This is a genomic window from Mycobacterium sp. NGS29, assembly GCF_059812965.1.
The window spans coordinates 109,480-123,323 of sequence record NZ_JCALDR010000003.1; the positions used below are offsets into that span (position 1 = coordinate 109,480).

The window sequence follows — 13,844 nt, forward strand, 5'->3', positions numbered from 1 at the left end:
GCCGACCACCGACCGCCGTCGACGGTCGCCCCCATCGGCCCCAATGCACCGCACGCGTTGCCCGCGACGGTGCGAAACCGCCAAGGATCTACCAAGCGCGGTGCCCGACGCTATTGGCATGACGACGATCGCCCCGCAACCGGCCACCGCCACGTTCGAGACCCGCTCAAGCAAGCGGTGCAAGACCAGCAACCTGGCCATCCTCAGCCTGGCCTTCGGCGTTCTGCAGTACTTCTTCCTGTTCATTCCGTGCTGGCTGGTGACGATCCCCTTCGGGGTGAACGCGCTGTATGAGACCGACGTAAGCGACCGCACCGGGCGCCGGTTCGCCATCGCCGGCATCACGCTGTCGGCGGCCCAATTCGCTGTTTACGCGTTCGTATTCGTGTGGTTGCTGCTCACTTGATCGGTCACACGCTGGGTCGCCCGGTGCCCTGGACCGCATCGGCGATGGCATCCGCCAGCGGCTCGATGTCGTCATGGCTCAGCTCGGCGATGGTGACGCGCATCCCCGGTGGCGCGTCGATCCGGAACCGGGTGCCCGCAGCCGCCGCCCAGCCTGCACTGAGTAGCCGGGTGATGGCCGCCGTCTCGTCCGGAACCGGCACCCAGACATTGAGCCCCGATCGCCCCTGCGCGGCTACGCCGCGCTCGGCCAGGGCGTCGCACAAGGCGTTGCGGTTGTTGGCGTACCGGTCCCCGGCGGCGATCACCAGGTCCGTCACCTCCTCGTCCAGCCACATGCGCACGGCCAGGTCCTGCAGCAGATGACTGACCCAGCCCGGCCCCAGCCGAAGCCGCCCATGCACCCGTTCGACGGTGCGGCGGTCCCCCGCCATGACCGCCAGGCGCAGGTCCGGCCCGTACGCCTTCGACGTCGACCGCACGAACGCCCAGCGGCGCGTCGCACCGGCCAGCGGGTGCAACCGGGCACCGGAGATGCCGGCGCAATGGTCGTCCTCGATCACCAGCACGTCGCTGGTCTTGCCCGCCAGCAACCGGCGCAGTGCGGCGGCACGCTCCTTGGACAGCGCCGCCCCGGTCGGGTTCTGCGCACGGGGGGTGACGATGACCGCCTGCACCCCGCGGCGCAGCGCGCGCGCCATGCTCAGCACCAGTGGCCCGTCGTCGTCGACCTGCACCGGCTCGGCCGAAAGACCAAGGGCTGCAATCAGATCGAGCAAGTTGGCCCACCCCGGATCCTCGACGGCAACCCGGTCGCCCGGGCGCAGATGAGCGGTCAGCGCCCGCTCGATGCCGTCCAGCGCACCGCTGGTGACCGCGAGGTGCTCGGCGCTGACACCATCGGCGGACAGGTCGGCGCGGGCGTGATCGAGCAACGCGCTCGACATGGCCGGCTTCCCGTACAACACCGGTGCACCCGGCGGCGGGGCCAGCTGGGCCGCGGCGATCGGCAGCAGCTTGGGACTGGGGTTGCCGCTGGACAGGTCGCGCGCGCCGTCGGGAACCTCGATGCCGAGCAACGAACGGGAGGTGGTCGCGGGACGGTGCCGCACCCGGGTGCCGCGCCGCCCCGCGGTCTCGATCGCGCCGCGATCGCGCAGCAGCCGGTAGGCGGCGGCCACGGTGTTGGGGTTCACGCCCAACTGGGTCGCGACTTCCCGGATCGACGGCAAGGTGTCGCCGGGGGCCAGGGCGCCTTGCGAGATGCCCTCTTCGACGCTTGCGGCAATCGAGTCGGCGCCGGTTCCGGATATGTTGTATCGTACTGGCACGTTAACCATTATGTACTAGTACAACATCAAAGGCAAGCCAATGGCCACCGCATATCAACCTGCTCCGCACACAACCCCCAGCCGGTACCGGGATCGGGCCCGCTATGACCACGAGACCGTGCACCGCATCCTGGACGAGTCGCTGATCTGCCACCTGGGCTACGTCACCGACGGCCGTCCGGTGGTGCTGCCGACCACCCACGCGCGGGTCGGACAGACCCTCTACCTGCACGGGTCATCCGGTGCCGGTCCCATGCTGGCCGCCCGCACGGCCGGGATCGGCGTCTGCGTCACCGCCACCGTGGTCGACGGGCTGGTGCTGGCCCGGTCGGCGATGCACCACTCGCTGAACTACCGCTCGGTGGTGGCGATGGGCACCGCACGCCTGGTGCATGACCCGGCAGAGAAAGCACGCGCCCTGACCGCACTGCTGGACCACATCCGACGCGGCAGGGCCGCGGACTGCCGGCCCCCGAACGCGCGTGAACTCGCCGCCACCGCGGTGCTGGCCCTCGACCTGGTCGAGGTGTCGGCCAAAGTGCGCGCCGGCGGAGTGGCCGACGAGCCGGAAGATCTGGTCCTGCCGCACTGGGCCGGGGTGATACCACTGTGCCTGGCCACCGGAACACCGGTACCGGCCGCCGAACTCGATCCGGCTACCCCACTGCCGCCGTATCTGCGGCCCTGACCCCGGCCGTCAGGTGCGCGGCGGCTCCGCCGATGGTGACCCCGCCGTCACCGATGATGGTGCGCAACAACGCTTCCTGCTCGCGCTGGCCGCGGGCGGCCGCACGGTCGAGGCCGTCCGGCCGGGTCAGGGCGACGACACTGCGGACCAGATTGACCGGCAGCCGCAACAGCGGGAACCACGGCGGCATGTACACCGGCAAACCCAGCGCGCGCATGGCGCGCGGCCCCAGGAACCCGCTCGTCAGCGACAGGTGTTGGGCCCAGGCCAAGCGGCGGCGCAGGCCCGGCAACGTGCGATAGTGCCAGGCCAGCGGGTCATCGACCATCGGGACCGCGAGCTGTTTGGTGGACTCGTCGGGATCGGAGAGCGCCGTCAGGGTGTGGAAGAGCACCCGGATCCCATCGCGAAAATTCCTTGGCAGCCAGTCGTCGTCGACCCCGATCAGCCAGCCGGCGTAGCGGGTCAGATGCGCGATCGCGTCGAGGTCACCCGGCGTCTGCAGAATGCCCATGCCGAGGGCACCGGCAGTCGGGGCGATCAGGGCGCCCACCAGCGTGGCGGCCATATCGGTCTGGTTGACCGGCAATCCCCAGTCCGCTGCGCGCCAGTCCGGCATCGCCGCCACGTGTCGACGAACCAGGGCGTGGATCAACCGGACCCGAAGCGTCGAGCAGTAGCCGACACCGTGCGGGACCATCTCTGCGTCGGCGATGACATCGATGGCCCACCGCATCGTCTCGGCGAAGCGCTGGTTCGAGCCTTTCTCCAGCGCGCCGGTGCGCACCAGAGTCTTATTGAATCCCGAGAACTGGTACCCGCCGAGCAGCGAGACGTCGCGCGCGATGTACATGCCGTCGGCGCCGCCTCGGCGCAGCGCGCGCTGCCCACGGCGCATCACTTCCCAGTCGACCCAGTCCGGTGTCGCCTCTACCTGAAAAAAGAAGTCGCGCAACGGTTCCGGTGCTTGCGGCACATTCGCGATGCCCTCGGTGAGGGCACGTTCGAACAGCGAGCGCCCGCACGTCAGATCCGTCGACGCCATCCAGTCGACCAAGCGGTCCATCGGCGGGTCACCGACGGTGAGCCGTTCACCGAGATGGCGCCATTGCTGCGGCGACGGCCCCCGCACTCCCAGCGCCATCGCCAACAACCGAACGGCCGCGGGGACACTTCGGGGCCGGTCGGGGTGGCGGGTGGGAATGGGCGTCTGGGCAGTCATTTCGCCCCTCCTGAGGGAAACCGAGTTTTGGATAACGGCTGTGATCCGAATGTAGAGCGCGGGTAAGGTGCTGTCAATGAAGCGCGCGGGGGTGGTTCGCGACTACGGCGGGATCAGCGCCGACGACCGTCGCGCCGAACGCCGTCGCAAACTGCTGGCAGCTGGCCGGCAGATCTGGGGTGAATCGGGAGTCGCGGAGGTGACCGTGCGCGGCGTGTGTACCGCGGCCGGCCTCATCCCCCGCTACTTCTACGAGCAGTTCAGCAACCGGGAGGAACTGCTGTTCGCCGTGTCCGACGACGTGCGCGATCAGCTCCTCGATGCGCTGCTCCTGGCCGGCGTGGCCAATCCCGGCACCTTGACGGACAAACTGCGGTCCGCGCTGCAGGCCTTCCTCGACATCATCGCCGCCGACCCGCACATCCACCGCATCGCCACCGGCGACGTGAGCACCGTCGCCGGGCTGGCCGAACACCGCACCAGCATCCTGGAGATGATCACCGATTCGGTCATCGAGCAGGCTCCGCGGGTGCTCGCCACGCAGCCGCCCCCGCCTGACCAATTGCGCCGCGGCGCCCAGTTCATGGTCGGCGGCGTCAATCAGATCATCGATGCCTGGCTGCGCGAGCCGGTCGAGAGCACCGACGGTTTGGCGACGATCTGCGCCGATCTGTGCGTCGCCGTGGTCCGCGGCGTCGTCACACCCGCGGACTGATCGTCACGCCCGCGGACTCGCCGGAACGGCCTCAGTGCACCAGGTAGCGGAAAGCCGGTGAACCGGGCAGCAGCGTTTCCACGTGCATCTCGGTGTCGCGGATGCGCGCCAGCAGACCATCCAGATCCGCGGCCGATCCCAGCTGGATGCCGACCAACGCCTCACCCGTCTCGCGGTTGTTGCGTTTGACGTACTCGAACAGGGTGATGTCGTCACCTGGGCCGAGCACCTGGTCGAGGAACCGCCGCAGCGCCCCGGGTTCCTGCGGGAAGTCGACCAGGAAGTAGTGCTTGAGACCGAGATGGACCAGCGAACGCTCCAGTACCTCACCGTATCGGGAGACGTCGTTGTTGCCGCCGGAGATCAGGCACACCACCGTCGAGCCGGCCGGGACGTCGGCCTCCAGCAGGCCGGCCACCGACAAGGCGCCGGCGGGCTCGGCGATGATGCCTTCGTTCTGATACAGGTCGAGCATCGCGGTGCACACTGCGCCTTCGTCGACGGTGGTGATCGACACCATGTCGCCGGCCGCCGCCAGAGCCGCATACGGCAGGGCGCCCGCGCGCGCCACCGCAGCGCCGTCGACGAACTGATCGACGGCATCCAGCGTGACCGGCGCACCCGCGGCCAGCGCGGCCATCATCGCAGCGGCACCGGCCGGCTCGATCCCCAGCACCGACGTGGTGGCGGTGCGTTCGGCGAGATAGGTGGTGATGCCGGCGATGCAGCCGCCGCCGCCCACCGGAACCACCACCAGGTCGGGTTCGACTCCCAGCGCGTCCAGGATCTCGACGGCGATGGTGCCCTGGCCGGCCATGGTGCGCAGATCGTCGTACGGCGGCACCAGCGTGGCGCCGGTGCGGGCCACGTCCAGGCGGGCGGCCTCGGCGGCCAGGTCGTAGGTGGACCCGCCGACGATCAGCTCGATGAACTCGCCGCCGTGATAGAGGATCCGGTCGCGCTTCTGCTTGGGCGTCTTGGCGGGTACGTAGACGCGGCCGTGCACCCCCAGTGACCGGCAGGCGAAGGCAAAGCCCTGGGCGTGATTCCCGGCCGACGAGCACACCACGCCGGCGGCCAGCTCCTCCTCGGACAGCTGCACCAGCAGGTTGTAGGCCCCACGCAGCTTGTACGAGCGGACCACCTGCAGGTCTTCGCGTTTGAGAAAGACCGTGGCGCCGGTGATCTGGGACAGCCGGTCGCTGAGCTGCAACGGAGTGGGTGTGACCACCGGCGCGATCCGCTTGGCCGCGCCGTCGATGTCGGCCGCACACAGCGGCAGACCGGTGGGGTCAGACAGGCTCCTGCTCAGTTCGGCGGACACCGGTCAATGGTGCCATGCCACGGCAACGCCAGCTCAGTTCACCGGGGTGAGCACAAACACCGGAATCTGGCGGTCGGTCTTGGTCTGGTAGTCCGCGTAGTCCGGGTACGCCGCGACGGCACGCTCCCACCAGACGGCCTTCTCGTCGTCGAAAACCTCGCGGGCGTCGTAGTCGCGCGTAACGGTGCCGTCCTGCAACTCGACCCGGGGGTTCTTCTTGACGTTGTAGTACCAAACCGGGTTCTTCGGGGCGCCGCCGAGCGAGGCGACGATCGCGTACTCGCCGTCGTGCTCGACGCGCATCAGCGGAGTCTTGCGCAGCTTGCCGGTCTTGGCGCCGACCGTGGTCAGCAGGACGACTTTCATGCCCTTGAGTTCGGTGCCTTCGGTTCCGCCGGATTCGGCGATCTTGTCGGCCTGCTCGCGGGACCAATCCCAGGGGCTGGGTTCGTATTCACCTTCTAACGGCATGCACCCACTCTAGGCCCGCGCCCGACCGTCACCGCAGACTGCGCACCCCGGCCATCTCGGCACGGGTCGCCGGTCGCGCCGCGGCAGCGACTCGATCGGGTTGCCCCTTGCGCAGGGTGGCCAGCAGTTCCCGGTAGGGCCCCACCAGGTACACGGTGTCGCCGGCGATGAGCCGGGCGTCGCGGCGCGGCAACAGTTGCGCCGCTGCGTCGTCCCGGGTGATCGCAATGACGCGGATCTGGTTCGACATCTCGAACATCTGCTGACCGTCGAGTTCGCTGCCCGGCTGCACGTGCATTCCGCCGACCAGAAACGACCGGTTGCCGACCGAGAACGTGCCCAGCACCTGCAGGCCGATCGCTGCGCCGACGAACCACGGCACCGCCATTTCGACGGTGGATCTGACGTTTTCGAAACCGAAACGCTGCGCCACCGCAGACCCGAGCTCGTGGTCGTAGACGCGGAGCACCAAAGGTACTCGGCCCCAGCGGTTTCGCCCGCCCTCCCCCTGCGAGCCGAACAACCCGCGCAGCACAATCCCGGTCTCGATGTTGATCATGTCACTGCGGGTCAACACCGCCACCGCACGGGCGCGATCAGCACGCGCCGCAGCCAGGACCTTCGGCATGGTGGCGTCGCCGAAGATGACGGGCACGTCGAGTTCGTTCATCGCCGACAGATACGGGTTACCGGGGTCGCGTTCGATCACCGCGACGTCGTGACCGGCCGCGGTGAGGTCGCTGACCACCCGCATCCCGAGCCCGCTCAACCCGACGACGATGACGTGGCTGCGCAGATGCCGGGCCCGCGGCCGCCCGGACGCCATCACGAAGCGGCGCGACAGCAGCACATCGGCGACGAACGCGACCAGCAACGCGGTGGTCGTCACGCCGCCCAACATCAACATGGCGGCGAAGATCCGCAACCAGGTGGGCTGCTGCGCGAAGCTGAAGTCCCCGTAGCCCGTGGTGGTGATGGTCTCGTTGGTGAAGTAGAACGCGTCGACCCACGACATTCCGGGATGGGTGTAGGAGAAGTGCAACAGCGTCGTCGACCCGGCGATCAAGCAGACCAGCGCCGCGATCACCGGGTAGAACGCCGGGTTGACGTCGCTGGGCAGAGCGCGCAGCGACGCCAGCGACCGCCGTAGGCGCGACGGGCGGGTACGTGTCGTCTCGGTCCGAGGCGCCCGGATGCCGTAGGCGGCCGCATCGTCCCGGGTGCCGATCATCGACATCCAGTCGCCGGCACGCACCGTCAAGTCGCGGCCCGGGCAGGCCACGACATCGCCCGGGGTGCAACTGTTCTCGCCGCGGACGACGGCGACGGGCGCCAACTGCCCGAAGATGTCGCGGATGGTCGCGTCCCGGGTCGCGTCGGCGCCGAACACAACGAAGTCGATACCGGCCACCTGCAGGGGATGTGTGGTGCGCGCCAGGCACGCTTCCACGACCGCGGGTGCGGTGAGGGTCGCGACGTCGAAGATCGCGCTCGGCCCCTCGTCGGCGGCCACCGCTTCGCGCAGCACGTCGTTGGTCAGCCGGGCCACCACGCGTACGTCGGGATTGGCCCGGCGGGCCAGCAGCGCGATTTCCAGATTGATCGCGTCGTCGTCACCTGCACAGACCACGGCGGTGGCCGTCGCAATTCCGGCCCTGGCCAGTTCACCGTTGACCTGCTTACCGGCCAGATCTGCAGCGCTGAGCCGCACGACGCTGGCACCCGCGCGTACCAGTTCGTCGATGACCGTCGTAGCCAGCGCGTCGTCGCCGCTGACGATCACGAGCTCGTGCATGGGAACCTCCTCGACGCGCCGGCCTGGCTCATCGTCGCGCGAGATATACCGAGATCCGAGTGGCTCCGCTTCGATTACGCTGCAGGCGTTAGCTTTTGCCGTTCATGTGCTACTGGCGGCTTTCACCACTGCTGTTGCCGCGAGACTACCAGCGGGATTCCCCGCGGACAGTTCCGGCGCTCGTCGGGTTTGCCTGCTCAATTACTTTGCACCGCAGCACCATTCGATAGCTCGACGCACGACTCACCGCCAACTGGGGATCGCCTGCGGGTTCCCTGCCACCTTGCTGACGAGAGCGCAGGACGATCAGCGCGTCCGGGCCAGTTCGGCGATCACGTTGACCCGCCGGGTCGCAGTGGCGATCTCGTCGGCGAACTCCCGGCGTCGCTTGGCCAGGTCGGCCTGGTCGGGACCGTCCACCAGCTCCCGATGCCGCGCCAGCCGCAGTGCGGTCTTGAACAGCTCCATCGACCGGGACTCGGCGTTGGCGATGCGGCGCTGCAGTTCCCACTGCTTGCCCACCTCCAGGCATTCGGTCAAAAACGCATCCTCGTCCAGTGCTTCGTCTTCGAGGGCGGCCAACCGATCGGCGACGATGTGATAGGCGTCCAGGAACGGGCGCAGCACCAGGTGCGCCAACAGCAGATCCGCCGACTCCAGCAAGTGCCGTACCTCGGCGGCGCTGACCGCTTTGGTGGTGTCTTCGACCGGGCCGATCAGGCGCACTTCGGCGGCGAGTTCCATCTCGAACTGCGCGCGCGCCGAGAACAGGAACTCGAACTTCAGCAGCTCGCGCAGTTGCAGCGCCTCGTCGCGGACAGATGCCGGCGAAACCGTGCCCTCGGTCGGGCATTCCGAAGCCGCCAGCAACGCCAGCTCGGCGATGGCCCGGTCGACCAGGATGTGGATGGCGGTGTTGCGGTAGAACGCCGCGACCAGGTGCTGGTCGGCGCCGATCCCCCACACCGCCTCGGTGCCGGCGTCGTACACGCTGACCACGCCGGAAGCCACCATCTGGTGCAGGGTCCAGCGGATCGTCGACTTGTTGGTCAGGTCCGCCGCCCCGGCCACCGCCCATTCACGGGCGGCGATGTAGCTCGCCAACGGCCGAACCGTGGCGAGTACCTCGCTGATCGACAGCGAACGGTCCGCGCCCAGCAGGGCCAGGCTCACCACCGCAGTCGGTGTGACCGGGGTGGCGCGGTTGATCCGGTGTTCGACGTCCAGCGCGATACGTTCCACGACGGTGCCCGTGCCCGACGGGTCCGCCCGCAGCTCCTCGAGGCGCTTGCGCAACGGCAACGGTTCGCCGAAGTCGAGATAGGCCCGGCCCAGTCGTTCGCCCTGCTGGCGGGACAGCCGGACCAGGAACCGGAAGTCCTCGGGACGTTTCGCCGCGCCGTAGGCCTCGGTGGTCATCGCTTCGACCTCGTGCAGCTGGTCGTACACGATCGACGTCGGCACCAAATACACTTCGGGTCCGTCGATTTCGTCGACGGCGTCGGTGAGATAGCGCAGGATGCCGAACACCGGCGGGCGCAACTTGCCGGTGCGGGTGCGTCCACCTTCGATCGACCAGGTGAGGTTGGTGTGGTTCTGCACCAGCTGCGCGGTGTAGGCCCGCAGGACGAACCGGTAGACCGGAATGTCCTTGGTCTGCCGGCGGATGAAGATGGTGCCGGTGCGCTTGGCGAAGCCGCCCATCGGGAAGAAGTTGAGGTTGGCGCCGCCGAAGGTGAAGGCCGACGACAACCGGTTGGCCGCGATCTCCTCCGGCAGCAGCATGCCGTCCAGGTAGGAGCGGTGCGAGAACGCGAACGCCAACGTGGCCTTGCGGTCCAGAGCGCGCAGCTGCGCTATCTGGTCCTCGTCGACCAGCACGTCGTAGGCCCGCATCAGCCAGCGGCTGAATCCCCGCCAGGCCTGCACCGCGCGCTCGTCCAGGGACGCCGCCACTTCGCGCAGGTAACCCGCGGCCTCCACCCGCACGCTCTCCGGGTCGCGGCCCAGCTCGCCGGCCAGCGCGTCGAGCCGCTCGCCGAACCACTGCGCATCCAACAGCTGGGTAACCGCGTCCGGGTCGGTCGCCAGCGGCGTCGTGGCTTCGTCGACAAGCCCGGTGCGCTGCAACAGCTTTCGCACCCCGCTGCGACCGACTTCGCGTGCAGACACTCTTACTCCCTCGCTGTCAGGCCGGTTGCGGCGCGGTCATAACGGTGAGCGTACGTCCGTGGCCCGCCAAATAGGGGCTCAATCATCCCGCCGAGTCCGTATCCCGCGACGCGTCAAGGCGTGTCCCGGGGTCGGTCTAACCACCCAGGCAACCGGGGCCGAGCAACTCCTTGAGGTCCCCCATCAACGCCGGCGACGGCGTCACCCGCAGCGACTGGTCCAGTTCCAGCGTGGTGATCCGCTCGCCACTGATCAACCGCAGATGCACCTGCGAGGTGCCGGGGTGGCGGGTCAGCACCTGCTTGAGCGCGCTGACCTTGTCCACCGTGCACTGCCGGGTCGGCAGGCTCACCGCCAGCGGCCGGTTCGGTTGGGCGTTCGAGAAGTCGGGCACCACCAGCTCGTTGGCGATCAGGCTGATCCGGTCGTCACGCACCGCGACCTTGCCGCTGACCAGCACCACCACGTCGTCGGCGATCTCGGCGCCGAAGTTAGAGTATGTGTGCGGGAAGAACATCACCTCGATACCGCCGGTCAGGTCCTCCAATTGTGCTGATGCCCAGGGCATTCCGTTCTTGTTCACCCGTCGGTTCACCGACGCCAGGATGCCGCCGACCCGCACCTGCGCGTCGTTGGGGACGTCGCCGTCCAGGATCGCCGGGATCGCGGTGTCGACCTGGGTGGCCAGCAGGTGCGCCACCCCGTTGAGCGGGTGGCCGGACACGTAGAGCCCCAGCATTTCGCGCTCCAGCGCGAGCTTGTGTTTGTCTTCCCATTCGTCGTCGGGCACTTTGATGGCGAAGACGGCGTCGCCGGCACCGTCGCCGTCGGCGCCGCCGAACAGGTCGAACTGGCCCATCGCCTCGGCCTTCTTGGTGCCCAGCACACTGTCGACGGCGTCGGTGTGCACCAGGAAAAGGCCCTTGCGGGCATGCCCGAGCGAATCGAACGCGCCGGCCTTGATCAGCGACTCGGTGACCTTCTTGTTGCAGGCCGAGATGTCGATCTTGTTCAGGTAGTCCGAGAAGTCGGTGTATTTCCCCTTCTCGTTGCGGGTCTTGATCAGTGAGCCGACGACGTTGGCGCCGACATTGCGCACCGCGCCCATCCCGAAGCGGATGTCCTTGCCGACCGAGGCGAAGTTCACCAGCGACTCGTTGACGTCGGGCGGCAGCACGGTGATGCCCAACCGGCGGCAGTCGGCGAGGTAGACCGCGGCCTTGTCCTTGTCGTCGCCGACGGAGGTGAGCAGACCCGCCATGTATTCGGCGGGATAGTTGGCCTTGAGATAAGCGGTCCAGTAGGAGACCAATCCGTAGCCGGCGGCGTGCGACTTGTTGAAGGCATACCCGGCGAACGGAAGGATGGTGTCCCACAACGCTTTCACCGCTTTTTCGGAGAAACCGTTGGCGGTCATGCCTTCGTAGAAACCCTTGTACTCGGCCTCGAGCACCTCGAGTTTCTTCTTGCCCATCGCTTTGCGCAGCGCGTCGGCCTTGCCCATCGTGTAGGAGGCGACCTTCTGGGCGATGAACATGATCTGCTCTTGGTAGACGATCAAACCGTAAGTCTCGGAGAGGATTTCGCGTAACGGTTCCTCGAGCTCGGGATGGATCGGTTTGATCGCCTGCCGATTGTTCTTGCGGTCGGCGTAGTCGTTGTGCGCGTTCATGCCCATCGGTCCGGGGCGGTACAGCGCCAGTACCGCGACGATGTCGTTGAACTCGGTGGGCTGCATGCGGCGCAGCAGGTCGCGCATCGGGCCGCCGTCGAGCTGGAACACGCCGAGCGTGTCGCCGCGGCCCAGCAGTTCGTAGGTCAGCTTGTCGTCCAGCGGCAGCGTTTCCAGGTCGAGGTCGATGCCCCGGTTGGCCTTGATGTTCTCGATCGCGTCGCCGATGATCGTCAGGTTGCGCAGGCCCAGGAAGTCCATCTTCAGCAGGCCGATGGCCTCGCACGACGGGTAATCCCAGCCGGTGATGATGGCGCCGTCCTGCGGTCGCTTCCACAGCGGAATCGCCTCGGTCAGCGGCTCGCTGCTCATGATCACCGCGCACGCGTGCACCCCGGCGTTGCGGATCAGCCCCTCCAGGCCGCGCGCCGTCTGGTAGATGGTGCGCACGTCGGGGTCGGTCTCGATCAGGCTGCGGACCTCAGCGGCCTCCTTGTACCGCTCGTGGGCCGGGTCGGTGATGCCCGACAGCGGGATGTCCTTGGCCATGATGGGCGGCGGCAGTGCCTTGGTGATCCGGTCGGCGATCGCGAATCCGGGCTGCCCGTAGTGGATTCGCGCCGAATCCTTGAGCGCCGCTTTGGTTTTGATGGTGCCGAAGGTGATGACCTGGGCGACCCGGTCCTGACCCCACTTGTCGGCGGCGTAGCGCACCATCTCACCGCGCCGCCGGTCGTCGAAGTCGATGTCGATGTCCGGCGCCGACGGGCGCTCGGGGTTGAGGAACCGCTCGAACAGCAGACCGTGCGGGATGGGGTCGATGTTGGTGATGCCCATCGCGTAGGCGACCAGCGAACCCGCCGCCGAACCACGGCCCGGCCCGACCCGGATGTCGACCGACCGCGCGTAGTTGATCAGGTCCGCGACGATCAGGAAGTAAGCCGGAAAGCCCTTGTCGCAGATGACTTTGATCTCGTAGTCGGCCCGGTCGAGGTAGTCCTGGCCCACGCCGGCCGGGAAGCGCCGCTGCAGGCCGGCCATCACCTCGTGGCGCAGCCACGACGCCTGGTCGTGCCCCTCGGGCACCGGGAAGACCGGCATCCGGTCCCGCGGCGTCCACACGTCGGCGTAGGACTGGACCCGTTCGGCGATCAGCAGGGTGGAGTCGCAGGCCCCGGGCACCTCGTCGTCCCAGAGTCGGCGCATGTCGGCGGCGGACTTGAGGTAGTAGCCGTCGCCGTCGAACTTGAACCGGTTGGGGTCCGAGAGCGTCTTGCCGGTTTGCACGCACAGCAGCGCCTCGTGGTTGTGCGCGGCGTCACGGGTGACGTAGTGGCAGTCGTTGGTGGCCAGGGGCGGGATACCGAGCTGACGGCCGATGTCGAGCAGACCTTGCCGGACCCGCTGTTCGATCGAGATTCCGTGGTCCATCAGCTCGAGGAAGAAGTTGTCCGCGCCGAAGATCTCGCGCCACTTGGCGGCGGACTCCAGCGCTTCGCGGTCATGGCCCAGCCGCAACCGGGTCTGCACCTCGCCGGACGGGCAACCGGTGGTGGCGATGATGCCCTCGGCATGCTCGGCGATGAGTTCGGCGTCCATGCGCGACCATTTGCCCAGCTGGCCTTCAAACGACGCCAGGGACGACAGCTTGAACAGGTTGCGCAGGCCGGTCGCGTTCTCGGCCATCATCGTCATGTGGGTGTAGGACCCGCTGCCGGATACGTCGTCGCCCTTCTGCCCGGGATCGCCCCAGGTGATGCGACGGGTGTCAAAGCGCGAGCCGGGCGCGATGTAGGCCTCGACCCCAATGATCGGCTTGATCCCGGCCTTGCACGCCGAATTGTAGAACTCGCTGGCGCCGAACATGTTTCCGTGGTCGGTCATGCCGATCGCGGGCATGCCCAGCCGGGCGGCCTCAGCGAACATCGGGGAGATCTTCGCGGCACCGTCGAGCATCGAATACTCGGTGTGGTTGTGCAGGTGCACGAACGACGACTCACTCATAGGGAGGCAAGTCTATGACCGCGCACCGACACGGTCCCGGCGTGT

The 13,844-nt window shown here is 67.8% G+C and carries 10 protein-coding genes; 3 read left to right on the plus strand and 7 right to left on the minus strand.

Going from position 1 to position 13,844, the window contains the following annotated elements; genetic code table 11:
* Nucleotides 1-118 precede the first annotated feature (118 nt).
* Nucleotides 119-406 carry a DUF4190 domain-containing protein gene (locus tag AC5Y5Z_RS05330; protein WP_463825170.1) on the plus strand — a complete coding sequence of 96 codons (288 nt, stop codon included), beginning with the start codon at nucleotides 119-121 and terminating at the stop codon, nucleotides 404-406.
* Nucleotides 407-410: 4 nt separating this feature from the next.
* Here AC5Y5Z_RS05330 and AC5Y5Z_RS05335 read toward each other — a convergent pair whose 3' ends face one another.
* Nucleotides 411-1,736 carry an aminotransferase class I/II-fold pyridoxal phosphate-dependent enzyme gene (locus AC5Y5Z_RS05335; protein WP_463825169.1) on the minus strand — a complete coding sequence of 442 codons (1,326 nt, stop codon included), beginning with the start codon at nucleotides 1,734-1,736 and terminating at the stop codon, nucleotides 411-413.
* Nucleotides 1,737-1,776: 40 nt separating this feature from the next.
* On the opposite strand from AC5Y5Z_RS05335, the gene AC5Y5Z_RS05340 reads away from it, so the two are divergent.
* Nucleotides 1,777-2,424 carry a pyridoxamine 5'-phosphate oxidase family protein gene (locus AC5Y5Z_RS05340; RefSeq protein ID WP_463825168.1) on the plus strand — a complete coding sequence of 216 codons (648 nt, stop codon included), beginning with the start codon at nucleotides 1,777-1,779 and terminating at the stop codon, nucleotides 2,422-2,424.
* Here AC5Y5Z_RS05340 and AC5Y5Z_RS05345 read toward each other — a convergent pair.
* Nucleotides 2,393-3,646 carry an oxygenase MpaB family protein gene (locus AC5Y5Z_RS05345; protein WP_499923775.1) on the minus strand — a complete coding sequence of 418 codons (1,254 nt, stop codon included), beginning with the start codon at nucleotides 3,644-3,646 and terminating at the stop codon, nucleotides 2,393-2,395. The genes AC5Y5Z_RS05340 and AC5Y5Z_RS05345 overlap by 32 nt on opposite strands.
* 76 nt (nucleotides 3,647-3,722) lie before the next feature.
* Between AC5Y5Z_RS05345 and AC5Y5Z_RS05350 the strand changes: the two genes are divergently transcribed.
* The gene (locus AC5Y5Z_RS05350) at nucleotides 3,723-4,361 is read left to right on the plus strand and encodes a TetR/AcrR family transcriptional regulator (protein WP_499923777.1); all 639 of its coding nucleotides are present in this window, start codon (nucleotides 3,723-3,725) and stop codon (nucleotides 4,359-4,361) included.
* 31 nt (nucleotides 4,362-4,392) lie between these two features.
* Here the strand turns inward: AC5Y5Z_RS05350 and ilvA are convergent, their stop codons facing one another.
* From ilvA to dnaE, 5 genes are all read right to left on the minus strand, one after another.
* Complete coding sequence (gene ilvA / locus AC5Y5Z_RS05355; RefSeq protein WP_499923779.1) at nucleotides 4,393-5,685, minus strand: threonine ammonia-lyase IlvA; 1,293 nt, start codon at nucleotides 5,683-5,685, stop codon at nucleotides 4,393-4,395.
* Nucleotides 5,686-5,718: 33 nt separating this feature from the next.
* Nucleotides 5,719-6,156: a nitroreductase family deazaflavin-dependent oxidoreductase gene (locus tag AC5Y5Z_RS05360; protein WP_463825164.1), complete on the minus strand. Its 438-nt coding sequence runs from the start codon at nucleotides 6,154-6,156 to the stop codon at nucleotides 5,719-5,721.
* Nucleotides 6,157-6,184: 28 nt separating this feature from the next.
* A complete protein-coding gene (locus tag AC5Y5Z_RS05365; RefSeq protein WP_499923781.1) occupies nucleotides 6,185-7,951 on the minus strand; it encodes an NAD-binding protein in 1,767 nt (588 codons plus the stop codon).
* Nucleotides 7,952-8,257: 306 nt separating this feature from the next.
* Nucleotides 8,258-10,123, minus strand: coding sequence for a lysophospholipid acyltransferase (locus AC5Y5Z_RS05370; RefSeq protein ID WP_499923782.1), 1,866 nt, complete (start codon nucleotides 10,121-10,123; stop codon nucleotides 8,258-8,260).
* A gap of 136 nt (nucleotides 10,124-10,259) precedes the next feature.
* Complete coding sequence (gene dnaE, locus AC5Y5Z_RS05375) at nucleotides 10,260-13,799, minus strand: DNA polymerase III subunit alpha (protein WP_463825161.1); 3,540 nt, start codon at nucleotides 13,797-13,799, stop codon at nucleotides 10,260-10,262.
* Nucleotides 13,800-13,844: the final 45 nt, after the last annotated feature.